This is a genomic window from Ruegeria sp. BJ6, assembly GCF_056537885.1.
Map to the genome: position 1 here is coordinate 656,963 of NZ_JBQFSG010000002.1, position 21,734 is coordinate 678,696.

A 21,734-nucleotide genomic window follows, 5' to 3' on the forward strand; every position below is an offset into this window, starting at 1 on the left:
CGTCAATATTATCAGACCCAGTCGAGCCTTTGTCCGGTCATGCAAACGGGCAGGGTATCCTGCGGCAGCTGGCCAAGTTGTTCAAAGAACGAAACGAAGTCGAATTGATTATAGGCTTCGACCATTTTTCCGTCCTTGAACCGAGCCATGACCTGACCAGAGACCTCGACCGCAGCACCGGTGTCGGCGCGAGACGTATGAACATGCAGAATTGCAGAGAGCCAATCATTTTCCTCAATGATTTTCGGCAGCTCCACACGGATATCTCCCAGCAGGTGCCGGAACGCGGTTACCAGATCACGGAAGTCATCTGCCCCAACCTGCATTTCCGGTATCAACCCTTCGGCCATCGTATCCGGTAAAAAGTACTGGTCGATGGCGTCTGTGTTTCCCTGTTCCCAAACTTCAGAGTACCAGGCTTTGAGCAATTCTGATTTCGTCATGTCCGTTCTCCAACCTTTGACGAACACCGTGCAAAAAGAGAGTGAAAAAACCATGAACAAAAGGATGTTCGTGGTCAAAAAGGGCAAACATGAAAGGTAAGTGCAGGTTTCTGTTGCCAGGTACCTGCGAACCCCGCCTTACGCGGCTAGGCGCAAGGGCTTAAGTTTCGGTCTTGTTACTGCTTACGCAGCAACTGCAACCGGAGCACGATTGTCATTTGCAATTGTACTGTTTGGGCCGGTACGGTGGCACCCCGCCGAGACAAAGCTAACCCCTTTAGACGTCCGTCGATCCTGTTTCGACCCCATGATCCCCAAATGAAGGATGTATGGTGGAGTCGCCGGGTACCGCCCCCGGGTCCGATCCGTTTATTACGAGCGCGTTTATGTCCATAGTCCCGAAGGACATGACATATATAGGTGACGGCTTGGAGGGATGCAAATACAGAATCTTTTAGGAAAAGATGACTGTTGTGAATGCTTTATACGGACTTGTTGAGGTTCGCTGCGATCAGTAGTGCTGCCAGTACCGCCTCGATTCCTCCAAATAGCAGCGCTTTCGCAATTGGTGGGTTGTCCAGCGCCAAGGAAACAAAACGACCCAGTGCAGTGCCCGCATAGACAATTCCCAACATCAAATACGCAGTCGGGCTGTTGAGCAACAAAACCGCAGCGCCCGTAACGACAAAAAGACCGCCAACCGACGCCCGCATTTCGCTCAAACCCATTGTGCTGTTGGTCGGCGCCAGGTCCAGCGAAGCGGCTGTCCACGCCGGCGCCAGAAACCCGAACAGTCCGAAACCGATCGTCAAAACAGCAATTGCTGCGTTAATGGTGGGTATCATCCGATCCTCGCAATGTTTGAAGGTTAGTTACTTAGCTCGGTTTTCGGCCAGTGAAATCCCCTAAAGCGCTGACCATAAGCCCAGGCCTCCGACAACCAAAAGGCTTAAGGCCCAGACGAGCTCCAGATCGAACCAGCTTTGCGACAGGAACTTTAACCCCAGCCAACGATAGACGGCAAAAGCCAGTCCGCCCCCGGCAGTGACCATGGCAAGCGTATGAATCGATGCCACGGCCAGTGTCAGGGCCATGTTGGTTGCCATGATTTCAGAAACGGCCCTGTGGCCGGTGTCCAGTTCGTCAAGGCCACAGAGGCCGAGGTATATCGGAACCAGCATCAATGCGGCTCCGTGAGCCAGTGCCACAAGAAAGGACCACAAGATCAGCTTGCCGGGCGGAATTCGAGACAGCATTCGGGGATGGCGGCGCGTGATCATGACATAAAGACCCATCGCGATGACCAATAGGGCGGCGGCGATGCGGATTTCTGACTGGTATTCGACCAACACGGCCATAAGCGCGAATGGTAGCAGGATACCGAGCATGGCCAGAAAGTGCCCCGTGGCCAGTGCACCCAGCGCTTTCCACAGCGCGGCCTGACGGCGCTCCATCATCGCGGCAGACACCGTCAAGGGCCAACCCATACCGGGGTTAAGGCCGTGATAGAGTCCGCTTAACACCACGGCCAGCCAAAGCCCGGCCGTGGTCGTCGTCAGATACTCCAACTCAGGCCGACGGGTAGCAGAAGCTGTCAGTCGAACAGTCTCCGCCTTCAAGCCGGATTTGGTGGCTGCGATAACCCTTTGGGAACTCGACCCAGAAATTTGGATCCAGCGTCAGGCCTCCGTTTTCCCCGACATCCGCTTTGACCATCGCAGCGCCGCGATCACCGGGATAAAACTGGTCATCCCACGTGGAATACAGCGAATTGGTCCAGTAAACACGTTTGCCGTCCCGGCTGATCTCGACCATTTGGGGGCCATAACCAAAGTCGTTGCCGTTGGGGTGCTTGGTCTTTTTGACGATCCCACCGATATCAACTTTGCCGGCAAGAGTGGGGTTCATTGGGTCGGAAACGTCGTATTGATGCATCTCGCCGGTCCCCCAGCACGAGACGTAAAGGTATTTGTCGTCCAAGCTTAGATCGATGTCGGTGACCAACGGCGGTACGGCTGAAAACCCTTTGAGAAGCTCGGGCAGGTCGTTCGGATCAGCTGGTTGCGGATCTATCGTAATCGTCTTTTTCGCTTCGAACGTTCCGTCGTCATTCCGCCACCATGTAAATACTGCACCTTGGAGGTTGGTTGTATCTACGACCACTCCGCAAAAACCGTGTTGTTTGACCGGATCATGGGCAGGGCGGATTTCCAGCGCCATCTGGTGGTTTTCGCCCAGATCAATGGTCTGAATATTTGTGCGATTCCGCAGGTTCCAGAAATGAATGCGGTGTCCGTATTTATTCGACAGCAGGTCTTCGGCAACGATGCCGTTTTCGAATTGCGGCGGCAGCGCCCATTCGGAACTGACCATGTAGTCGCGTGGCAGGTTCCACCAGAAGTCATAGTGCTTGTCCTGCACGCCGCGCTCAATTTCATACCGGCCGATGATGTCGAAGGTTTCGCAGTCCATGATAAAGATACCCGGTGGGCCGTCAGTGCCATCCGGACCACCGCCGCCGAGTGTGCTGACATATATGCCTTCCGGTCCGCAATGAATGGTATGCGGACGGGAATATCCTGTTTTTGCAAACACTTCTTCCGGTTCGATAATCTTGTGTATCTTCGCTTCCAGCGGGTTCTTGACATCAACCACGTATATCCGGCTGGACCGTATGCCCGGTATGATCAGATACCTCCGCTCAAGAAAGGCGTGACCGCTGAGCGGTGAAAGAGATGAAGAGCAGGCGTTCCAGCCGAAATGATGAAACTCGTCCCCGGTTTCGGGCATGATGACAGTGTGGACGATCTTGCCAAAATCGCCGGAGTTCGGGTCAGTGTTTACCACAGCCAGCCCATCAGGTTGCGAGAAATCCGGGCTGAGCATCAGCGTGAACGCCAATGTTTCCGTTGGTCCTTCCATCGCCAACTTTGGGGACGGATAGAATGTCGGGTCCGGTCTAAGGTTCATAACTTCCTCCCGTAAATAATTGATATTCAATTTTTATTGAGAGTTCCGGTCTTCGTGCCGGGTGTCACGCTGCCTGACTGATTGTCCGTTTGGGGGGCCAGTTGCGTCAAGTGCCTTTTCCAACTGCCATAATTAGGGGTGTTTGCGGCGGCTTTCCGCGATGTCCCGGGCAAGTTTGCGGGTATAGCCTTCAAGATCGATCAGGGCGGTGTCGACCGCTTTGGCATCTTGCGTTTCAAGAGCGTTTGCGATGGCAGTATGCAACAAGATAATTTCTTCGCGGGAACGAGCCGTGAAGGTAATCATGTTCATCAGGGGTTGCATTGCCTCGACCGCGCCAGCCAACTGATATGACAGAACTGGATTTGCCGCGCCATCGACAAGGGCACGGTGAAAGGCCACATCCGATGCGCAAAACGCCTCGTCTGTCAGGCCGGGTTGCGATTGGCGGAATATCTCTGCACGCATGGTCGCCAGATGATCGGCCGTGCGTCGTTGCGCAGACAAGGGGGCACATGCGCGCTCCAGTGCATATCGGGCCTCGCATGCCGTATCGAAGCTGACGGCGTTCATCGACAATAGTAACGTCGAGGTCGTAATCTGCTGTGAATACGCATCTTCGAAATTTAAGCGATTCACGAAGGCGCCACCTGTTGCACCGCGCTGAGTACGGATAAGCGACTGCGCTGCAAGCCTTTTCAGGGCTTCGCGTACGGTAGGGCGTGATACCTGGAACTGGTCCGCCAGTTCCGCCTCGGACGGCAGGCGTTCGTCTACGATCAGCTTTCCCGTGACGATAGCATCGCGGATAGCCTGAGCGATTTGCGCCGACAGATCGGCAGGTTTCAAAGGGTCGATTTTCATGTTTGGCGTGCGATATGTAATTTTTTATTTGTCTGACATTTAAAAGTCTGACATTTGAAAAGCAAGAGATGAGTCGGGAGCGAGGGAGGGAGAGCCATGCTGTCGGAACGCATCAGGGCCATGACCGCGCCGCACTGGCTGGCGCTTTTTATCGGTATAGCCGGAGCGTGGACCGTTTTATATTTGATGGCAGTTCCAGCGGAATTGCGTCAGATCGGAATGGTTTACGGGGCGGACTTCTGGTCAAGTCTGTGCGTTGTCACCCCGGATGCCGCCGGATTTGTCCGGATGGTTTTGATGTGGGTACTGATGTCGGCCGCAATGATGGCCCCGACTGTTCTACCGGCTCTCGCAACATATGAAGAACTGGGTGAGACTGGTGCGGGCGTCCATATGGGGCACCTGCTTGGCGGCTACCTTTTGGTTTGGCTGGGGTTTTCTCTCTCTGCTGCCGCGTTGCAAATGGCCCTGTTTCAGGCCGGTCTAATCGATCCCTTGGGCCAAAGCGGCACCCGTTTTCTGTCCGCAGGGCTTCTGGCGGTTGCCGGTGGCTATCAATTTTCACCTGTTAAGGATGCCTGTCTGGAGAAATGCCGCTCACCCATGATGTTCTTCATGACCCATTGGGATGAAGGTCCGTGGCGCAATGGCATTCGGCTGGGACTGGTTTGCCTTGGGTGTTGCTGGGCCCTGATGCTTTTGGCCTTTGTGGGTGGTGTCATGAACCTGGCTTTCATGGGGCTGGCGACCATCATCATGGTTTTTGAGAAACTGCCCGACTTGGGGCGCTGGATTACCCGGCCCTTGGGTGGAGCACTGATTGCCGCGTCGGTTGCAATCGGATTTGGCCTGATTTGAAGGAGGATTAAGAATGGCAAACGATCGACTGGAAGTCGCCGAGAAGATCGACAGCCGACATCCGGCTGCGGATCGCAAAGACCCCGGTTTGACGCCGTGGACAATTAAAGGCGAGCTTGTACTGAATTGCAATTGCACGGTTTTCTGTCCGTGCGTGGTTTCGCTGGGCAAGCATGAACCAACCGAAGGGCATTGTCAGACCTGGGGTGGCGTGCGCATCGATAGCGGCCATTATGGCGACGAAGATCTGTCTGGTTTGAATATCGGTTTGCTGATCGAAATTCCGGGAATGATGTCGCGCGGCAACTGGAAGGCTGCAGTGTTTATCGATGATCGCGCCAGCCACGCAGCCTATGAAGGATTGGTCAAGATATTCTCGGGGCAGGCACGCGGTACGACCGGGCTGTTCTCGATTTTGGTGGGTGAGTTCCTTGGCGCCGAACGGCAGCCCGTATCCTATGTGAACGATGGCAAGAACCGCCACATAACCGTTGGTAAGAAAATTCAGGGCACGGTCTTTCCGGTTCAGGGCAAGGATAAGGAAAGCGATATTGTAATATCGAATACCGAATACTGGATGGGTCCGGACATCACTGTAGCCACAGCCAGCAAGGGCCGTGTACGCGCCTTTGGTCGGGTTTGGGATTTTGAAGGACGTTCGGCGGAAATCTGTCAGATCGACTGGCACGGGCCCAAGTGATGATCACCGCGGCCTATGCACAAGAGATGTCGCGCTATAATCGTTGGCAAAACAATCAGTTGTCAGGCTTTCTTGAAAAGCTGGCGCTGGCTGAACTGACACGTGATCGTGGCGCTTTTTTCGGTTCGATACTCGGCACCGCGAACCACCTACTGTGGGGCGACTGGATTTGGATTTCCCGTTTTGACAAAGGCCCAGGTCCCGGAGGCGGCATTCCGGAAAGCACTTCGATATGTGGCGATCTTTCTGAATGGTTGCCAATGCGCGAGGAGATTGATGAGCGTATCAAAGGCTGGGCTCATGGCCTTGAAGAAGGGCCGTTGTCCGGGGATTTTACGTGGTATTCGGCTGCAAAAGAGGCTGACGTAACCAAATCATACGCTCAATGCGCGATTCACATGTTCAATCATCAGACGCACCATCGCGGCCAGCTGCACAAAATGCTGACCGAGGCAGGATCAAAAGCACCTGTCAGTGATCTGGTATTCCTTCCCGAGGGGTTCTGATATGGCAGTAATCACGCCCAGTCGCCGCGTCCGCAAAACTCCGTTTACACCCGGCGTCGAAGCCGCCGGAGTTGGTGGATATACTGTCTATAACCATATGTTGTTGCCGACGTTTTTTGAAAGTGTCGAAGCAGATGCGGCACACCTCAAGCAACATGTGCAGGTTTGGGATGTAGCCTGCGAACGGCAGGTTGAAATAAAGGGTCCGGATGCGTTGCGGCTGATGAAAATGCTCAGTCCGCGCGATATGGACCGGATGCAGAAAGATCAGTGTTACTATGTCCCGGTCGTTGATCAGAACGGCGGAATGCTGAACGACCCGGTGGCCGTAAAACTGGCAGACGATCACTATTGGCTGTCGGTGGCAGATGGTGATTTGTGGCAGTTCGCATTGGGAATTGCTGTCGCGCTTGGCCTCGATGTCGAAGTAGCAGAACCGGATGTCTCGCCGCTGGCAGTGCAGGGGCCAAAGGCCGACGAACTGATGGCCCGGGTTTTCGGCGAGCAGGTCCGGGATATCAAGTTCTTCAGATACAAACGCCTTGCTTTCGAAGATCGTGAATTTGTTGTGGCCCGGTCGGGTTGGTCAAAACAGGGCGGGTTTGAAATCTATGTGGATGCGTCCGATTATGGCATGCCACTATGGGACGCTCTTTTCGCCGCCGGACGCGATCTAAAAGTTCGGGCTGGTTGTCCGAACAACATTGAGCGCATTGAAAGCGGGCTTTTGAGTTTCGGATCGGACATGACGCGCGAGAATACGCCGTTTGAATGTGGTCTGGGTCGATTTTGCAACTCGCCCGAAAGCTACATCGGAAAGGCGGCGCTGGTGGAGCAGGCCCAAGATGGCCCGCCGCGGCAGATTCGGCCCGTTGTGATCGAGGGTGATATTGGACCCTGTTCCGAGGCCTGGCCACTCATGTCCAAAGGAAGTCAGGTTGGGCAGATAGCTTCGGCGGTCTTTTCACCCGAGTTCGGAGTTAACGTGGCCATTGGCATGATTGATCGATCGCATTGGTCACCGGGTACCCGCATCGAGGTGCTGACAGAACACGGAATGAGATGGGCCGTTGTACAGGAACGGTTTTGGCGATGACTGTGATCATCGTTGACGTTTGGAAGATAGATGAAATGCCGGGCGCACCGCGTCCAGATTAGAGGAGTGGCATGATGTTCAACGCATTGGTTGTTGAAAAGAATGAAGAAAGTGGCAAAGCAAGTGCCGCAATTCAGCAGATTTCTGAGGATACTCTCCCGCATGGGGAAGTCACCGTCGCTGTGGAATATTCGACAGTGAACTATAAGGACGGCCTGTGTCTGAGCCCCAGTGGTGGTGGGTTGGTTCGAAAGTACCCGCATGTACCCGGAATCGATTATGCCGGAACAGTCGAGTCATCTTCGGACGACCGTTATAAGCCTGGCGACAAGGTCGTGCTGACCGGCTGGCGCGTGGGCGAGGCACATTGGGGTGGGTACTCTCAAAAAGCCAACGCGCTGGCGGATTGGCTGGTACCGCTGCCCGAGGGCTTGGATGCAAGGCACGCAATGGCCGTCGGTACTGCGGGCCTGACCTCGATGCTTGCAGTGATGGCTCTGGAAGATCATGGACTGACACCGGATCATGGCCCTGTGTTGGTGACGGGGGCAGCAGGTGGTGTCGGATCAGTTGCAACCGCCATTCTGGCCAATCTGGGTTACGAGGTTGCTGCCGTGACCGGTCGTCCGGAAGCAGCCGATTATCTTAAATCGCTGGGTGCTACGACAATCGTTGCGCGGGAAGAACTGAACGAAACAACCAAGCGACCACTTGAGAGCGAGAACTGGGCCGGGTGCGTTGATGCGGTCGGTGGTGAAATGCTGGCGCGCGTTCTGGGCCAGATGAAATATGGATGTTCGGTTGCCGCAGTCGGTCTGGCTGGAGGGGCTTCGTTGCCGGCATCGGTGATTCCCTTCCTTCTGCGAGGCGTGAACCTGTTGGGTATCGATAGTGTGATGCAGCCATATGAAAACCGGGTACGCGCCTGGCAGAGAATCTCGACCGATTTGCCGATGGATAAGCTGGACGCAATGATTCAGCCTGCAAACCTCAGCGACCTGCCGCAGCTGGGAGCAGATATTTTGAAAGGTCAGGTAAAGGGTCGCGTTGTTGTCGACGTAAACGGCTGAGCGATCCCTGTAACGAAAGCTGTCCGCTCACTTTTTCGGGCAGCTTTCCTGTTGGGCAGGAAAAACACCAAAAAGCCGTGAAACACCCCTCGCTATCGTCACATTTCCCGTTCATGATTGCTATACATCCCAATTCCGATGTCTTATGACCCATCGGAACAGTACCTGAAAACGGGGAGTGAGCAGCATGTCTGACGATTTCGAACTGGACACCGATGATCTCCAGCGCCGCATGGATGGCGCGATGGCAAATCTGCGGACCGAATTTGCGTCTTTGCGTACCGGTCGTGCGTCGGCGTCTATGCTTGAGCCAGTGATGGTGGATGCCTATGGTTCCATGACGCCGGTCAATCAGGTTGGTACGGTCAACGTACCTGAGCCTCGGATGGTAACTGTCAATGTTTGGGACAAGTCCCTGGTGGGCAAAGTGGAAAAGGCGATCCGTGAAAGTGGGCTGGGCATCAATCCACAGCTCAACGGTACCATCATCATGCTGCCCATTCCGGAGCTGAACGAAGAACGCCGGCGAGAACTTGGCAAAGTTGCAGGCCAGTATGCGGAACATGCACGCGTTGCGATCCGAAATGTGCGGCGCGACGGTATGGATCAGATCAAAAAGGCCAAAAGTGACGGTTTGTCCGAGGATGACCAGAAATTCTGGGAGGCCGAAGTTCAGGAGCTGACCGACAAGATGATCAAGGTCGTGGACGAAGCGCTTGAAACCAAGCAATCCGAGATCATGCAGGTCTGACCTGATAATGCCCAAAGATCCGGATATCCTGGAGCCTGTCGGCCCGCAGCACGTCGCCATCATCATGGACGGAAATGGACGTTGGGCACAGGCACGGGGGCGCCCCCGATTGTTTGGGCATCACGCCGGTGCACGGCGCGTACGCGAGGTCGTCGAAGCGTGCCCGTCTCTTGGCATCAAGTATCTGACGGTCTTTGCTTTTTCGACCGAGAACTGGAAACGCACTCAGGTCGAAGTTGCTGGCCTGATGAGCTTGTTCCGGCGCTATATCACCAAGGAAACACGCGCACTGAAGGAAAACGGTGTGCGCGTGCGGTTTATTGGCGATCGCATGCGTCTGGACGCCAAGCTGATCGAGCTTATGGACAAGCTCGAACAGGCGACCAGCCACAATGATCTGGTTCATCTGACAGTAGCGTTGAACTATGGCGGTCGGGACGAGGTTGCCAGGGCGACAAAACGGTTGGCCCGGGATGTCGCCGATGGAAAACTGCGGCCCGAGGATGTGGACGTGGAAACGCTTCCAAAATATCTGGATACCCATGTCCTGCCGGACCCGGATCTGGTGATCAGAACCAGCGGAGAAGCAAGGATTTCCAATTTCCTACTTTGGCAGTCCGCGTATTCTGAATACGAGTTCATCGACACGCTGTGGCCGGATTTCACAGCGGATGAGCTGGAACGGTTGTGCCGCAGTTATGGATCGCGCGAGCGCCGGTTTGGAGCGGTTCTGGCATGAGTGACGGCAGGTGGTCCGATCTGACCGCTCGGGTACTGTCTGCTCTGGTGCTGGTTGGCATCGGCTCAATTGAAGTTTGGCTGGGCGGGCTGTGGTTCGAGAGTTTCATTGCTGTCGCTTGTGGATTGATGATCTGGGAATTGGTGCGGATGGTCGACCCCGATCGTATGGGCGTTGCCGTTCAGCTTGCTATTCTGACTGGCGCTGCCATTGCGCTTAGCTATCACGTTCCGCCGCTTTACAAATTGCCCTTGTTGTTGGCTCCGGCTTTGGTTGGGGCGGGGCAGGTGAAACAGCACAAGGGTTTGTATGCACTGTTTGCCGTTTGGATTGCCGCAGCCGGGCTCGGCTTTATTTCGATTCGCGAAAATATGGGCCTTGTCTGGATGGTCTGGTTGATCGCGGTTGTCGTGGCGACTGACGTTGCGGGGTACTTTGTCGGCAAGTCGGTTGGCGGACCAAAGTTCTGGCCGAAAGTCAGCCCAAAGAAAACGTGGTCCGGCACTGCCGGTGGCTGGGTCGCTGCCGCGTTGGTCGGGGCAGGTTTTGCGGTGCATGCGGGGTTTGGCATTACCTTTGTCATGGTGTCGGTTCTTGCATCCATGGCCAGTCAGGCCGGCGACATCGTTGAGAGTGCGACCAAGAGGAAACTGGGCGTGAAAGACAGTTCGAACCTTATCCCCGGGCATGGCGGGTTTCTAGACAGGTTTGACGGGATGATGGGCGCATCGTTGCTGGTTCTTATTCTGGGGCTGTTTTTCTCTCCCGGAGGAATGTGATGCGGAAGGTATCGATTTTTGGTGCCACCGGCTCGGTCGGGCAGAACACCATCGACCTGATTTCTCGGGACCGATCATCGTATGATGTCGTTGCGTTGACCGGCGGCAGGAACATTGCACAGCTTGCACAAGATGCCCGATCATTGGGCGCCAAGGTGGCCGTAACGGCCTTTGATGATTGTCTGGAAGACCTAAAAGCCGCGCTTGCCGGGACCGGGATCGAAGCTGCTGCAGGAACAACTGCCTTGAACGAAGCCGCGACTAGGCCCGCCGATTGGGTCATGTCGGCAATCGTCGGATCCGCAGGTCTGAACCCGGGTCTTGAGGCGCTGAAGCAAGGGGCGACCCTGGCATTGGCCAACAAAGAAACGCTGGTTTGTGCTGGTTCACTGGTGATTGAAACCGCCAAAAAACACGATGCGCGATTGTTGCCTGTGGACAGCGAACATTCGGCAGTGTTTCAGGCGCTCGTCGGTGAAGAGATCGCGTCAGTTGAACGTATCGTCATTACCGCAAGTGGTGGTGCCTTCCGCGACTGGCCGCTGGAGGAACTGTCGAAGGCAACTGTCGAACAAGCGTCCAGCCATCCAAACTGGGACATGGGTCAGCGGATCACCATCGACAGTGCCTCTATGTTCAATAAGGCGTTGGAAGTCATAGAAACCAAGGAATATTTCGGGGTGGCGCCGGGTGAAATCGAGGTTCTTATCCATCCTGAATCCATGGTTCATGCGCTGGTCGGTTTTCGGGATGGCGCACTGATGGCGCATCTGGGCGCGCCGGACATGCGGCACGCTATCGGATACGCGTTGCACTGGCCCGCAAGGCGTGAACTGCCAGTCGCTCGGTTGGATTTGGCCAAGCTAGGCAAGCTGCATTTCCAAGACCCGGACCTTGCCCGGTATCCGGCGCTGAGGCTGGCTCGGAATGTTATGGAGAGAGGCGGGTTGTCCGGAGCTGTATTCAATGCCGCCAAGGAACGCGCACTGGATCTGTTCATCGAAAAGCGGATCGGATTTCTGGATATGGCTCGGGTGGTAGAGGCCGTATTGGATCGGTTCGAGAGGACCACCGGCCTGATTGATGCCGACATGACCCTTGATAACGTACTTAAAACGGACCATCTGGCACGTAAGTGGGTGGATGAAGCCGTGATCACGCGAGCAGGATAGACACTTGGACATCATATCTCTGATCCCGCAATTTGGTGGGCTACTTTACACAATCGCGGCGTTTGTCGTGGCACTTTCGGTCATTGTGGCCGTGCACGAATACGGTCATTACATTGTTGGTCGCTGGTCTGGCATTCATGCCGAGGTCTTCTCGCTTGGATTTGGCCCCGTTCTTTGGAGTCGAGTGGATAAACACGGTACCAAATGGCAGGTCGCAGCTCTTCCATTCGGTGGTTACGTCAAGTTTCTGGGCGACGCCAACGCGGCCTCAGGCAAAGACGAGGAAGCGATGGAAGAGCTTTCCGAACAAAACCCGGAAGAGCTGCGTCGCACTATGCACGGTGCACCGCTTTGGGCGCGTGCGGCGACGGTTGCTGCTGGGCCGATCTTTAACTTTGTGCTGTCCATCCTGGTTTTCGGCTTGATCTTCTGGTCACAAGGGGTGGCTAAAGAACCGTTAACGGTGGGAAATTTGAAGCCGCTGCCTGGGACCGTGCAGGAACTCAGGGATGGCGATCAGATCGTCGCAATCCAAGGCATCCGCACACCTGATTTTGACCAAGGTGGTGAGTGGGGTGATTTTGTCGACGAATTGCCGGTGCAGCCGGTTCTGGAATATTCGGTTCTGCGTGAAGGTCAGGAGGTTAATGTGTCCGGGCCGTGGCTGTTCCCGCCGCTGATCCAACAGGTTGCGCCTAGAAGTGCGGCAATGGATATACAACTACGCCCCGGTGACGTGATCACCGCGGTGGATGGTGAGCCGATCTTTGCCTTTGAACAGTTGAAAGAGCACGTTGAATCTTCGGATGGGCGGGTTTTGCTGCTGAATGTATGGCGTGATGGGACGGAACTTGAGTTTGCGCTGGCGCCACGTCGCACCGATGAACCGCAGCCAGATGGGGGGTTTGTAACCCATTGGCGGATTGGCATAGTCGGGGGAATGATGCTGGAACCGGCGACAGAACCTGCCGGGTTGGGGGCATCACTGTCCAACGGCGTGAACCAGACCATACGTATTATCGATGGTTCATTGTCGGGCATCTGGCATATGATCACCGGTGCGATTAGCACGTGCAATATTTCCGGACCCATCGGGATCGCCGAAACGTCAGGCGCGATGGCCAGTCAGGGTACCCAGAGCTTTGTGTTCTTTATCGCTGTTTTGTCGACAGCGGTTGGGTTGCTCAACCTGTTCCCGATACCGGCTCTGGATGGGGGGCATCTTGTCTTCTACGCTTATGAGGCCGTTGTGGGAAAACCGCCCAGCGATTCTGCTTTGCGGGTTCTGATGGGAATCGGGATAAGCCTGATTTTGATGCTGATGGTCTTTTCTCTGAGCAATGACCTCTTCTGTTGATTGTGACCCGGCTACCCAGAAAATGACAAAATGTCGCCTCAATTGTGGGCTAAATTTGTCATCGCAAAAGACCTTTGTGGAACAAGAGAAGTAGAAGGCGATGTTAAACACGCTGCAGCAATCCTATCAGGGCCTGACCCTTTTGATGACGCTGAACTGGGACCGGTTCCTGAGCGTTGGGGCCATTGCCGTTGCCTGGGCTATTTGCGCCTACGTACTATCTTTGTGATTCCCTGAATATGTTTGGAAATTCAGTTGCGCGGCCCATTGGGCCGCGTTGTCTTTTGGGCTTTTGACAAGCCCCAACAATCCCGGTACTCAACGTTAAAGTCGTATAATTTTGGGTAGAGACAAAAATGACTGACAGGAGAGGCGCGGGCACATCCTGCGGTGTTTACAAACCGCAAGGCAATATTTTGTGGCGGGCACTAGGAATTTTTTTCCTTTTCTTTGCAATGGTGTTTGTGGTTTCGCCGCAGCAGGCGCTGGCCCAAAATTACACGTTCAACTCGGTTCAGGTCGAAGGCAACCGACGGATTGAAACGTCCACCATAATAGCGCGTTCGGGAATCGAACGGGGCCAGCAGGTGACTGCGGGCCAGTTGAACGATGCCTATCAGCGTTTGCTTGACAGTGGTGTTTTTGAAACAGTCGAACTGACGCCAAAAGGCAGCACACTGGTCATTTCGGTCGAAGAATATCCGACGATCAACAAGATCAGTGTCGAAGGCAACCGCAGGGTCAAGGACGATGTGCTGATGGACGCAATTGAATCCCAGCCCCGTCGGGTGTTCACTCCGGAAGTCGCTGAAAAAGATGCCAACCTGATTGCTGAAATCTACTCGGCGCAAGGACGGGTATCGGCAACTGTCATTCCCCGTATCATTCGTCGCAGCGACAATCGTGTTGATCTAGTTTTTGAGGTCTCCGAAGGTACCACAATCGAAATTGAACGCGTGAGCTTTGTCGGTAACCGTGTCTATTCCGACCGACGTTTGCGCCGCATTCTGGAGACCAAGCAGGCCAACTTCCTGCGGACGTTCCTGCGTTCGGACACATTTATCGCGGATCGTATCGAGTTCGACAAACAGGTGCTGCGTGATTTCTACCTGTCGCGGGGCTATGTCGATTTCCGCGTCAACAGCGCAAATGTTGAGTTTACGCGCGAACGGGATGCCTTCTTTTTGGTGATGGATGTCACCGAAGGACAGCAGTTCAGGTTCGGGCGCGTCTCAACAGTCAGCGAGATTCCTGGCGTTGATGCGGCAGCCTATCAGGATGCCCTCAAGATCAAACCTGGCGTGATTTATTCGCCGACCCACGTTGAAAACTCAATCGCACGGCAAGAACGTCTGGGGCTGAAGCAGGGCGTCGATTTTCTGAGGGTCGAGCCGCGTATCACGCGAAATGACCGCGATCTTACGCTGGACGTTCAGTTTGTTCTGACCAAAGGTCCACGTATCTTTGTCGAGCGGATTGATATCGAAGGGAACACCACAACCCTGGACCGCGTGATCCGGCGGCAGTTCAACACGGTTGAGGGCGATCCGTTCAATCCGCGTGAAGTCCGGCAGAGTGCTGAACGCATCCGTGCGCTTGGCTTTTTCTCGACCGCTGATGTGGAAACGCGCGAGGGATCGTCGCCCAGCCAGGTCATCATCGACGTGGACGTTCAGGAACAGCCGACAGGCTCGCTCAGCCTTGGCGGTAGCTACTCGATCTCGGACGGTTTCGGGGTTGCAGTCGGTCTGACCGAGTCAAACTTCCTTGGGCGTGGGCAAACTCTGGGCCTCACCCTGTCGACGGCGCAGGACGCGGAACAGTACATCATTAACTTTTCTGAACCGTATCTGTTGGGCCGTAGACTTCGTTTTGATCTCGGAATGGGATTGGCTTCGCAAAACTCGAGCTTTGCGACCTATGACGTAGACCGTGTGTTCTTCAATCCTTCTCTGTCCTACGCAATCGGCGAACTGTCGTCGGTTAGCCTGCGGTACAGGTGGGAAAACAGCGAGATGACAGAGCAGAGCGGACAGACCAGCGGTGCCGTTATCAGCTCGGAAATCGCGCAAGGGGAACGCTCAACGAGTTCGCTTGGACTTTCCTATACCTATGACAGCCGGATTGGCGGTCTGAACCCGAATGCTGGCTTCCTGTTCGAGGTGGGCGTTGATGCAGCAGGTCTTGGCGGTGACAACGAATACTTCAAGACCAGCGCGCGTTCGATTGCTCAGACGCGGGTCTGGAACGAAGAGGTGACTTTGCGCGCGACAGTCGAGGCTGGTGCACTGCATTGGACCGGTGACAACTTCAGCCGTACCATCGACCGCTTTGTTCTTGGGCCGAATACATTCCGTGGGTTTGAACCGGCGGGCCTTGGACCTCGGGATCTGTCGAACGGTCAGGATGATGCTATCGGCGGCAACTATTACTGGGTAACGCGCTTTGAGGCGGATTTCCCCCTCGGGCTGCCCGAAGAATTGGGCCTACGCGGTGGTTTGTTCTATGACATCGGCAACCTCTACAACCTCTCGAACGTGGATACGTCCGGCGGTACCATCGTTGGTGCAGATGGGTCGATCCGACAGGTGATTGGCTTCTCCATCCTGTGGACGACAGGGTTTGGCCCGCTTCGGTTCAACTTCTCGAAAGCAATCCAGAAAGAGGATTTCGACAAAGAACAGAACTTTGACCTGACGATTCAGGCCCGGTTCTGAGGACATGTTTGGAATACTCAGAGTAGTATCACAGGGCCCCTTGAGGGCCCTGTGTATTCTTTTGGCCCTGATCGCGCCAACTCAGGTGTTGTCTCAGCAATTGGGGGTTCCACAGGCGGCTATTCTCACGATCTCTAGCGATCGGCTTTTTTCCGGCTCGGCATTTGGGATGCGTGTGATCGGGGAAATCGAGGCCGAAGGTGCTCTGCTTGCGGCCGAAAATGAGCGAATCGTAGAAGATCTCAGCCGCGAGGAAAAGGATCTGACCGAAAAGCGCGCAACCATGACTGCTCAGGAATTTCGCCCCCTAGCGGAAGCGTTTGACAGAAAAGTTCAAACCCATCGTGAAAGTCAGCGCGCGAAACTGGATGCTTTGGCAATCCGTAGTGATGAGGCAAGGAGCCTGTTTCTCGAAATGGCGCGACCCATACTGGTTGATCTGCTGCGCGAGACGGGTGCGGGCCTGATTGTCGAAAGAACCGATGTATTTCTAAGCTCGGATGCAACGGATATCACGGATATCGCGATTGCGCGGATCGATGCCGCCATTGGCGATGGCTCGGAGCTGGAGCAGCAAGGCGCAGACTAGCGATGCTTGCCCTTGAGGTAGGAGATTGCTAATCCACTCGTAAAAGAACACCCGGAACAGGACGACCGCACGATGACCACGGAAACCAAAAGTGCCGACATTCAGTTGATTCAGAGGATTCTGCCTCATCGCTATCCGTTTCTGCTGGTCGACAAAGTGATCGATATCAAAGGGTACCATTCGGCCGTCGGCATCAAGAACGTGACCATGAACGAGCCGCATTTTCAGGGCCACTTTCCCGGAACGCCGATCATGCCGGGCGTGACCATCGTCGAGGCTATGGCTCAGACCGCGGGCGTAATGCTGGGTGTAGGTATGGATGTGATCGACAGCGAATTGCTGATCTATTTCATGAACATCGACAAGTGCAAATTCCGCCGCAAAGTGATCCCCGGCGATGTGCTTGAAATGCATGTCGAGACCGTGCGTGGTAAGATCGGTGGCAAGATCTTTAAATTCAGCGGTCGTGCGACCGTTGAAGGCGATGTAGCTGCCGAGGCCGAGTTCGCTGCGTATGTGGACTGGGACATGGAAAAAACAACATGAGCCGCATTCACCCCAGCGCGATCATCGAAGACGGTGCACAGATCGGCCAAGATTGTGAAATCGGCCCGTTTTGCTATGTCGGCGGACAAGTCCGACTTGGTGATCGGGTCGTGTTGAAATCACATGTCGTTGTCACCGGTCAGACTTCGGTGGGCGATGATTCCGTGATCTTCAATTTCGCTGTTATCGGAGAGATTCCTCAGGATCTTAAGTTCAAAGGCGAAAACACGCGTCTTGAAATCGGCAAGCGTAATCGCATTCGCGAGCATGTGACGATCAATGCCGGGACCGAAGGCGGTGGTGGAGTAACCCGGATCGGGGACGATTGCCTGCTGATGGCTGGCGCCCATGTCGCCCACGATGTCCAGATCGGCGATCGCGTGATCATGGTGAACCATGCAGGTGCGGCGGGACATTGCATCGTCGGAGATGACGTTATTGTTGGCGGCCTGTCTGGGTTGCATCAATGGGTGCGCGTGGGGCAGGGCGCAATTATTGGCGCTCTGACCATGGTCGCCAATGATGTCATTCCCTATGGTCTTGTTCAGGCGTCGCGCGGTGAGCTGGATGGCCTGAACCTCGTGGGTTTGAAGCGGCGCGGCGTTGCACGTGAAGATATTTCGGCGCTGCGGGCTGCATTTCGCGAGCTGTCAGACGGCGAAGGAACCTTTATGGACCGCGCCAAACGGTTGGGCGACGGAACCGACAGTGAATATGTTCGCCGGATCGTCGATTTCGTGACTGGCGAGACCGACCGCTCTTTCCTCACACCTAGGAAGTAATGCAATGCTGGCGCTGATCGCGGGAACCGGTGCCTTGCCGGAAGAGTTGGTGGCAAGATTGCCAGAGCGTCCGATGATATGCGCGATGGAAGGTTTTGAGCCTGAAAACCTGACCGCAGATCGTGTCTTTCCCCTGGAACAGCTGGGCAGTTTTATCGCCGATTTGCGCACGCGTGGAATTACCGAAGTATGCATGGCCGGTGCGGTCCGGCGTCCAGTCATCAATCCGGGCCGAATAGATGCGGAAACGATGCCGTTGGTTCCGATTTTGCAGAAGGCAATGATGTCGGGAGACGACGGGGCCTTGCGCGCGGTTATCGGCATTTTTGAAGATGCGGGTCTGGCGGTGCATGCCGCCCATGAACTGGCGCCGGATATATTACCGCCTTTGGGATGTCAGACGGAAACACGACCTTCGGACAAGGATCTAACCGACGCTGACCGCGCGGCCGGGGTACTGCGGGCCATGAGCTCGGCTGATATCGGTCAGGCCTGTGTGGTTCTGGACAATCAGGTTTTGGCAGTCGAAGGAATTTTTGGCACCGCCTGGATGTTGCAATCGCTGGCGCAGCGGCCCGATGTTGGAGGTGGCGTGCTGTTCAAGGCTCCCAAATCGGGGCAGGACCGGCGCGCTGATCTGCCCGTCATTGGCCCTGATACAGTAACCGCTGCGGTAGCTGCCGGGCTAGCCGGAATCGTTGTCGAAAAAGGCGGTGTCATCGTGTTGGAGCGCGAGCGCGTGATCGAGGAATGCAACCGGCTGGGAATATTCCTTTACGTGCGTGAGCGCGCAGTCTGATGCGGGTATTTCTGGTCGCCGGTGAACCATCGGGCGACCGGTTGGGCGCCGCGTTGATGGAGGGGCTAAAGACCCTTGTTCCTGACCTGAGTTTCGATGGCGTTGGCGGTCCGCTCATGCAGGCGCAGGGATTGGACAGCCGATTTCCGATGTCCGAACTCAGTGTCATGGGGCTGGTAGAGGTTCTGCCTAAGTTTTTTCACCTAAAGCGCCGGATATCTGAAACGGCCGAGGCAGTTCTGGCGACAAATCCCGACGTTCTGATCACCATCGACAGCCCCGATTTTTCCTTGCGCGTGGCCAAACAGGTCAAAGCCAGAAGCGATATTCGAACGGTGCACTACGTGGCCCCAAGTGTCTGGGCCTGGCGTCCCGGGCGCGCTGACAAGATGGCGAAGGTCATCGACCACGTTTTGGCGCTGCTGCCCTTTGAGCCGCCCTACATGGAGCGCGCCGGGATGGAGTGCGATTTCGTCGGGCATCCCGTCGTGAATGAGCCGATAGCAACCAGCGATGATATTGCCGCATTCCGCGATGAATACGGTATCGGGGAGGCACCCATACTGCTGGCTTTGCCGGGTTCGCGGCGGGGCGAGGTGGATAGGCTTGCCCCGGTGTTTGGTGAGGCGCTGACGGTACTCCTGCAGGACCGGCCGGACATGCGCGTTGTGGTCCCGACCGTCGCGCACATGGCCGATGTGGTGTCAGAACACGTACAGAACTGGCCCGGTTCACCTGTGGTCGTTGATCCCCGCGGGATACCTGCCGATCAGGCAACGGCGCAAAAACGTGCAGCCTTTGCCGCGGCTGAGGTCGCATTGGCGGCTTCGGGCACAGTTTCTCTTGAACTTGCCGCGCAGTCGACTCCGATGGTCATTGCCTACAAGCTGACATGGCTGACCCAGAAAATGGCCGAACGGATGGTCAAGCTCGATACGGTAACTCTCGTCAATCTGGTCAGCGAAACGCGCGCAGTGCCCGAATGTCTGGGTCCGGAGTGTTTGCCGGAGCTCATCGCGGACAAGCTTGCAGGCGTCGCAGCCCATCCTGAAAGTCAGGCTGAGGCGATGCAGAGCACGATGGAACGCCTCGGTCGAGGGGGTGAGGCACCAGGGCTCAGGGCGGCTCGTGCGGTTCTGCAGCGGATGAAGACGTGATGGTTGATCATGTTGTCTTTGCGCTATCGGCCTTTTTGGCGCAGGTTCTGACCAATCTGGACAACCTGGCCGCGCTGATCGCGCTTATGCTGGTGTCAGGCCCGGTGCGGTCTGTATTGGGGTTCTTGCTGGCGCAGATCATCATTATCGGCGCGTCTGTTGCGGTGGCACTGGGTGTCGATGATATCGTTCCTCAATGGGCGGGGTATCTGGGTCTGATCCCGCTGAGTCTGGGTATCGTCGGAGCCATCAGGAGGTTTCGGGACAAAGATGGCGGTGACACCGCCCGCATCTCATCCAGCACCTCAATCCTTGTGACCACACTGATTTTCATCAGCCTGTCCATGGATACGTTTGCTGTTCTCGCTCCGCTGCTGGCGGATTCGGTGCCGAGTTTCCGTCTTGCCGGTGCGGTTGGTGCTAGCCTTGCAGCGCTGGCGCTGGCGACGTTGGCATTGCTGAGTACGCGGACGCCCTTTATGACAGGGCGAGTTGCCCGGAGGCTGGAGGGCCTTGTCCCTTACGTGATGATAGGGGCCGGGCTGTATATCCTCAGCAATACATGGACCGACGCGATTTAATACCCGCGCCAGATCCATCCGCCGCCAAAGATGCGGCTGCCTTCGGTTTCATAGAACACGCAGGCCTGACCGGGTGAAATACCTTCTTCTGCGGTCAGAAGTTCGACTTCGGCCGTCGTGTCAGACAGTGGGCGAACGATCGCTTCGCGCGGTGGACGGGTCGAGCGGACCTTGACCGATACGTGCCATTCCTTTTGCGAGTCAAAAGGGGCATCGCCCAGCCAATTGATTTCGCGCACGGGTATGGTTCGTGTCGCCAGCATTTCTTTTGGCCCGACAACAACCTGCTTTTTGTCAACGTCCAGCTTTACGACATACAAGGGCTCGCTCAGGCCGCCAATTCCAAGACCCCGACGTTGTCCGATGGTGTAGTGGATCACGCCGGTATGGGTGCCAAGAACCCTGCCATCGGCGTGCACGATCTCACCCGGTTCGGCTGCACCCGGTCGGAGTTTCTCGATTACGCTGGCATAGTTGCCATCAGGCACGAAACAGATGTCCTGACTGTCCGGCTTGTCTGCGACGGCCAGCCCATATCGTGCTGCCATTTCCCGGGTCGCGTCCTTGGAGGGAAGGTGACCAAGTGGGAAGCGCAGATAATCCAGCTGCTCAGGCGTCGTCGAAAACAGGAAGTAGGACTGATCGCGGTTCGCATCCTCAGCACTGTGCAGCTCAGCGCCGTTCGATCCCATCTTGCGTTGGATATAATGGCCTGTGGCCATGCAGTCGGCCTCAAGATCCCTGGCGGTTTCCAGCAGATCCTTGAATTTAACCCGCTCATTGCAGCGGATGCAGGGAACTGGGGTCGCACCGGCCAGATAGCTGTCGGCGAATTCGTCGATCACGGCATCCTTGAAGATGTTTTCATAATCCAGAACGTAGTGAGGGAACCCGCGCTCTTCGGCCACGCGCCGTGCGTCGTGAATATCTATGCCCGCACAACAAGCGCCTTTTTTGGCCAATGCAGCGCCATGATCATATAGCTGCAGGGTTACGCCCACGACGTCATAGCCTTGGTCGGCCAAATAGGCCGCTACCACGGAACTGTCCACGCCGCCGGACATGGCTACGACAACCCGCGTTTCCGAGGGCGGTTTGGCGAAGCCAAGCGAGTTTAACGGGGTCTCGTTATCGAGGGCCATGTCGGATCCTGTGCGGGTTACGAAAGACCGGCAGAATATAGGAAAATTCGAGACACTCTCAAGAGGTGCTTTCATGCAGCGTTAAGTAAGCTGGGATCAGCTTATGGGAAGCAGCA

The 21,734-nt window shown here is 55.7% G+C and carries 24 protein-coding genes and 1 other RNA gene; 18 read left to right on the forward strand and 7 right to left on the reverse strand.

Annotated elements, in window-relative coordinates; translation table 11 throughout:
- Positions 1 to 11: 11 nt before the first annotated feature.
- The 6 genes from ACR0D6_RS08670 to ACR0D6_RS08695 form a co-directional block, all read right to left on the reverse strand.
- Positions 12 to 443: an ester cyclase gene (locus ACR0D6_RS08670; RefSeq protein WP_170652453.1), complete on the reverse strand. Its 432-nt coding sequence runs from the start codon at positions 441 to 443 to the stop codon at positions 12 to 14.
- 99 nt (positions 444 to 542) lie between these two features.
- Positions 543 to 889: a transfer-messenger RNA gene (gene ssrA, locus ACR0D6_RS08675) on the reverse strand.
- Positions 890 to 925: 36 nt separating this feature from the next.
- Complete coding sequence (locus tag ACR0D6_RS08680) at positions 926 to 1,288, reverse strand: DUF4345 family protein (RefSeq protein ID WP_480765206.1); 363 nt, start codon at positions 1,286 to 1,288, stop codon at positions 926 to 928.
- Between the two features lie 60 nt (positions 1,289 to 1,348).
- Positions 1,349 to 2,011, reverse strand: coding sequence for a hypothetical protein (locus ACR0D6_RS08685; protein ID WP_480765207.1), 663 nt, complete (start codon positions 2,009 to 2,011; stop codon positions 1,349 to 1,351).
- A gap of 1 nt (position 2,012) precedes the next feature.
- Positions 2,013 to 3,413: a selenium-binding protein SBP56-related protein gene (locus ACR0D6_RS08690; RefSeq protein ID WP_480449673.1), complete on the reverse strand. Its 1,401-nt coding sequence runs from the start codon at positions 3,411 to 3,413 to the stop codon at positions 2,013 to 2,015.
- Between the two features lie 132 nt (positions 3,414 to 3,545).
- The gene (locus tag ACR0D6_RS08695) at positions 3,546 to 4,277 is read right to left on the reverse strand and encodes a FadR/GntR family transcriptional regulator (protein ID WP_480765208.1); all 732 of its coding nucleotides are present in this window, start codon (positions 4,275 to 4,277) and stop codon (positions 3,546 to 3,548) included.
- Between the two features lie 120 nt (positions 4,278 to 4,397).
- On the opposite strand from ACR0D6_RS08695, the gene ACR0D6_RS08700 reads away from it, so the two are divergent.
- The 18 genes from ACR0D6_RS08700 to ACR0D6_RS08785 all read left to right on the forward strand — a co-directional run bounded on the left by ACR0D6_RS08700 (position 4,398) and on the right by ACR0D6_RS08785 (position 20,476).
- On the forward strand, positions 4,398 to 5,135 hold the full coding sequence (locus ACR0D6_RS08700) for a DUF2182 domain-containing protein (RefSeq protein WP_480765254.1): 738 nt from the start codon (positions 4,398 to 4,400) through the stop codon (positions 5,133 to 5,135).
- 13 nt (positions 5,136 to 5,148) lie between these two features.
- Positions 5,149 to 5,835: a DUF1326 domain-containing protein gene (locus ACR0D6_RS08705; protein WP_480765209.1), complete on the forward strand. Its 687-nt coding sequence runs from the start codon at positions 5,149 to 5,151 to the stop codon at positions 5,833 to 5,835.
- Positions 5,835 to 6,341 carry a DinB family protein gene (locus tag ACR0D6_RS08710; RefSeq protein WP_480765210.1) on the forward strand — a complete coding sequence of 169 codons (507 nt, stop codon included), beginning with the start codon at positions 5,835 to 5,837 and terminating at the stop codon, positions 6,339 to 6,341. Before ACR0D6_RS08705 ends, ACR0D6_RS08710 begins: the two co-directional genes overlap by 1 nt.
- 1 nt (position 6,342) lies before the next feature.
- Positions 6,343 to 7,437: a dimethylsulfoniopropionate demethylase gene (locus ACR0D6_RS08715; RefSeq protein ID WP_480765211.1), complete on the forward strand. Its 1,095-nt coding sequence runs from the start codon at positions 6,343 to 6,345 to the stop codon at positions 7,435 to 7,437.
- Positions 7,438 to 7,511: 74 nt separating this feature from the next.
- Positions 7,512 to 8,507 carry an acryloyl-CoA reductase gene (gene acuI / locus ACR0D6_RS08720; RefSeq protein WP_480765212.1) on the forward strand — a complete coding sequence of 332 codons (996 nt, stop codon included), beginning with the start codon at positions 7,512 to 7,514 and terminating at the stop codon, positions 8,505 to 8,507.
- A 187-nt stretch (positions 8,508 to 8,694) separates the two neighbouring features.
- Entirely contained in the window at positions 8,695 to 9,258 is a 564-nt protein-coding gene (gene frr / locus ACR0D6_RS08725) for a ribosome recycling factor (RefSeq protein ID WP_170652471.1), read from the forward strand.
- Between the two features lie 7 nt (positions 9,259 to 9,265).
- Positions 9,266 to 9,997, forward strand: coding sequence for an isoprenyl transferase (locus ACR0D6_RS08730; RefSeq protein WP_480765213.1), 732 nt, complete (start codon positions 9,266 to 9,268; stop codon positions 9,995 to 9,997).
- Positions 9,994 to 10,776: a phosphatidate cytidylyltransferase gene (locus ACR0D6_RS08735; protein ID WP_480725027.1), complete on the forward strand. Its 783-nt coding sequence runs from the start codon at positions 9,994 to 9,996 to the stop codon at positions 10,774 to 10,776. Before ACR0D6_RS08730 ends, ACR0D6_RS08735 begins: the two co-directional genes overlap by 4 nt.
- Positions 10,776 to 11,948, forward strand: coding sequence for a 1-deoxy-D-xylulose-5-phosphate reductoisomerase (gene dxr, locus ACR0D6_RS08740; protein ID WP_480765214.1), 1,173 nt, complete (start codon positions 10,776 to 10,778; stop codon positions 11,946 to 11,948). The genes ACR0D6_RS08735 and dxr overlap by 1 nt, the downstream gene beginning before the upstream one ends.
- A gap of 4 nt (positions 11,949 to 11,952) precedes the next feature.
- Positions 11,953 to 13,305: an RIP metalloprotease RseP gene (gene rseP / locus ACR0D6_RS08745; protein WP_480765215.1), complete on the forward strand. Its 1,353-nt coding sequence runs from the start codon at positions 11,953 to 11,955 to the stop codon at positions 13,303 to 13,305.
- Positions 13,306 to 13,405: 100 nt separating this feature from the next.
- Entirely contained in the window at positions 13,406 to 13,534 is a 129-nt protein-coding gene (locus tag ACR0D6_RS08750) for a hypothetical protein (RefSeq protein WP_480765216.1), read from the forward strand.
- A 127-nt stretch (positions 13,535 to 13,661) separates the two neighbouring features.
- Positions 13,662 to 16,022, forward strand: coding sequence for an outer membrane protein assembly factor BamA (gene bamA / locus ACR0D6_RS08755; protein ID WP_480765217.1), 2,361 nt, complete (start codon positions 13,662 to 13,664; stop codon positions 16,020 to 16,022).
- A 4-nt stretch (positions 16,023 to 16,026) separates the two neighbouring features.
- Positions 16,027 to 16,611, forward strand: a complete 585-nt coding sequence (locus ACR0D6_RS08760) for an OmpH/Skp family outer membrane protein (protein ID WP_480765218.1) — start codon at positions 16,027 to 16,029, stop codon at positions 16,609 to 16,611.
- A gap of 72 nt (positions 16,612 to 16,683) precedes the next feature.
- Positions 16,684 to 17,157 (forward strand): 3-hydroxyacyl-ACP dehydratase FabZ, encoded by a 474-nt coding sequence (gene fabZ / locus ACR0D6_RS08765; protein WP_170652484.1) that lies wholly within the window; start codon positions 16,684 to 16,686, stop codon positions 17,155 to 17,157.
- Positions 17,154 to 17,939 carry an acyl-ACP--UDP-N-acetylglucosamine O-acyltransferase gene (gene lpxA, locus ACR0D6_RS08770; RefSeq protein ID WP_480765219.1) on the forward strand — a complete coding sequence of 262 codons (786 nt, stop codon included), beginning with the start codon at positions 17,154 to 17,156 and terminating at the stop codon, positions 17,937 to 17,939. Before fabZ ends, lpxA begins: the two co-directional genes overlap by 4 nt.
- A gap of 4 nt (positions 17,940 to 17,943) precedes the next feature.
- Positions 17,944 to 18,738: an LpxI family protein gene (locus ACR0D6_RS08775; protein ID WP_480765220.1), complete on the forward strand. Its 795-nt coding sequence runs from the start codon at positions 17,944 to 17,946 to the stop codon at positions 18,736 to 18,738.
- Positions 18,738 to 19,895, forward strand: a complete 1,158-nt coding sequence (gene lpxB, locus ACR0D6_RS08780) for a lipid-A-disaccharide synthase (RefSeq protein ID WP_480765221.1) — start codon at positions 18,738 to 18,740, stop codon at positions 19,893 to 19,895. Before ACR0D6_RS08775 ends, lpxB begins: the two co-directional genes overlap by 1 nt.
- Entirely contained in the window at positions 19,895 to 20,476 is a 582-nt protein-coding gene (locus ACR0D6_RS08785) for a cadmium resistance transporter (protein WP_480765222.1), read from the forward strand. The genes lpxB and ACR0D6_RS08785 overlap by 1 nt, the downstream gene beginning before the upstream one ends.
- On the opposite strand, the gene mnmA is transcribed toward ACR0D6_RS08785, so the two are convergent.
- Positions 20,473 to 21,618, reverse strand: a complete 1,146-nt coding sequence (gene mnmA, locus ACR0D6_RS08790) for a tRNA 2-thiouridine(34) synthase MnmA (protein ID WP_480765223.1) — start codon at positions 21,616 to 21,618, stop codon at positions 20,473 to 20,475. The genes ACR0D6_RS08785 and mnmA overlap by 4 nt on opposite strands.
- Positions 21,619 to 21,734: the final 116 nt, after the last annotated feature.

Excerpts from the sequence above, each read along its gene's own strand:
- ACR0D6_RS08670 (WP_170652453.1), bottom strand. The coding sequence starts at position 443 with ATGACGAAATCAGAATTGCTCAAAGCCTGGTACTCTGAAGTTTGGGAA.
- fabZ (WP_170652484.1), top strand. The coding sequence starts at position 16,684 with ATGACCACGGAAACCAAAAGTGCCGACATTCAGTTGATTCAGAGGATT.
- bamA (WP_480765217.1), top strand. The coding sequence starts at position 13,662 with ATGACTGACAGGAGAGGCGCGGGCACATCCTGCGGTGTTTACAAACCG.
- lpxA (WP_480765219.1), top strand. The coding sequence starts at position 17,154 with ATGAGCCGCATTCACCCCAGCGCGATCATCGAAGACGGTGCACAGATC.
- frr (WP_170652471.1), top strand. The coding sequence starts at position 8,695 with ATGTCTGACGATTTCGAACTGGACACCGATGATCTCCAGCGCCGCATG.
- ACR0D6_RS08690 (WP_480449673.1), bottom strand. The coding sequence starts at position 3,413 with ATGAACCTTAGACCGGACCCGACATTCTATCCGTCCCCAAAGTTGGCG.
- ACR0D6_RS08750 (WP_480765216.1), top strand. The coding sequence starts at position 13,406 with ATGTTAAACACGCTGCAGCAATCCTATCAGGGCCTGACCCTTTTGATG.
- acuI (WP_480765212.1), top strand. The coding sequence starts at position 7,512 with ATGTTCAACGCATTGGTTGTTGAAAAGAATGAAGAAAGTGGCAAAGCA.
- ACR0D6_RS08735 (WP_480725027.1), top strand. The coding sequence starts at position 9,994 with ATGAGTGACGGCAGGTGGTCCGATCTGACCGCTCGGGTACTGTCTGCT.
- dxr (WP_480765214.1), top strand. The coding sequence starts at position 10,776 with ATGCGGAAGGTATCGATTTTTGGTGCCACCGGCTCGGTCGGGCAGAAC.
- ACR0D6_RS08775 (WP_480765220.1), top strand. The coding sequence starts at position 17,944 with ATGCTGGCGCTGATCGCGGGAACCGGTGCCTTGCCGGAAGAGTTGGTG.
- ACR0D6_RS08700 (WP_480765254.1), top strand. The coding sequence starts at position 4,398 with ATGACCGCGCCGCACTGGCTGGCGCTTTTTATCGGTATAGCCGGAGCG.
- ACR0D6_RS08715 (WP_480765211.1), top strand. The coding sequence starts at position 6,343 with ATGGCAGTAATCACGCCCAGTCGCCGCGTCCGCAAAACTCCGTTTACA.
- ACR0D6_RS08710 (WP_480765210.1), top strand. The coding sequence starts at position 5,835 with ATGATCACCGCGGCCTATGCACAAGAGATGTCGCGCTATAATCGTTGG.
- mnmA (WP_480765223.1), bottom strand. The coding sequence starts at position 21,618 with ATGGCCCTCGATAACGAGACCCCGTTAAACTCGCTTGGCTTCGCCAAA.
- ACR0D6_RS08760 (WP_480765218.1), top strand. The coding sequence starts at position 16,027 with ATGTTTGGAATACTCAGAGTAGTATCACAGGGCCCCTTGAGGGCCCTG.
- ACR0D6_RS08680 (WP_480765206.1), bottom strand. The coding sequence starts at position 1,288 with ATGATACCCACCATTAACGCAGCAATTGCTGTTTTGACGATCGGTTTC.
- ACR0D6_RS08785 (WP_480765222.1), top strand. The coding sequence starts at position 19,895 with ATGGTTGATCATGTTGTCTTTGCGCTATCGGCCTTTTTGGCGCAGGTT.
- ACR0D6_RS08730 (WP_480765213.1), top strand. The coding sequence starts at position 9,266 with ATGCCCAAAGATCCGGATATCCTGGAGCCTGTCGGCCCGCAGCACGTC.
- lpxB (WP_480765221.1), top strand. The coding sequence starts at position 18,738 with ATGCGGGTATTTCTGGTCGCCGGTGAACCATCGGGCGACCGGTTGGGC.
- ACR0D6_RS08705 (WP_480765209.1), top strand. The coding sequence starts at position 5,149 with ATGGCAAACGATCGACTGGAAGTCGCCGAGAAGATCGACAGCCGACAT.
- ACR0D6_RS08695 (WP_480765208.1), bottom strand. The coding sequence starts at position 4,277 with ATGAAAATCGACCCTTTGAAACCTGCCGATCTGTCGGCGCAAATCGCT.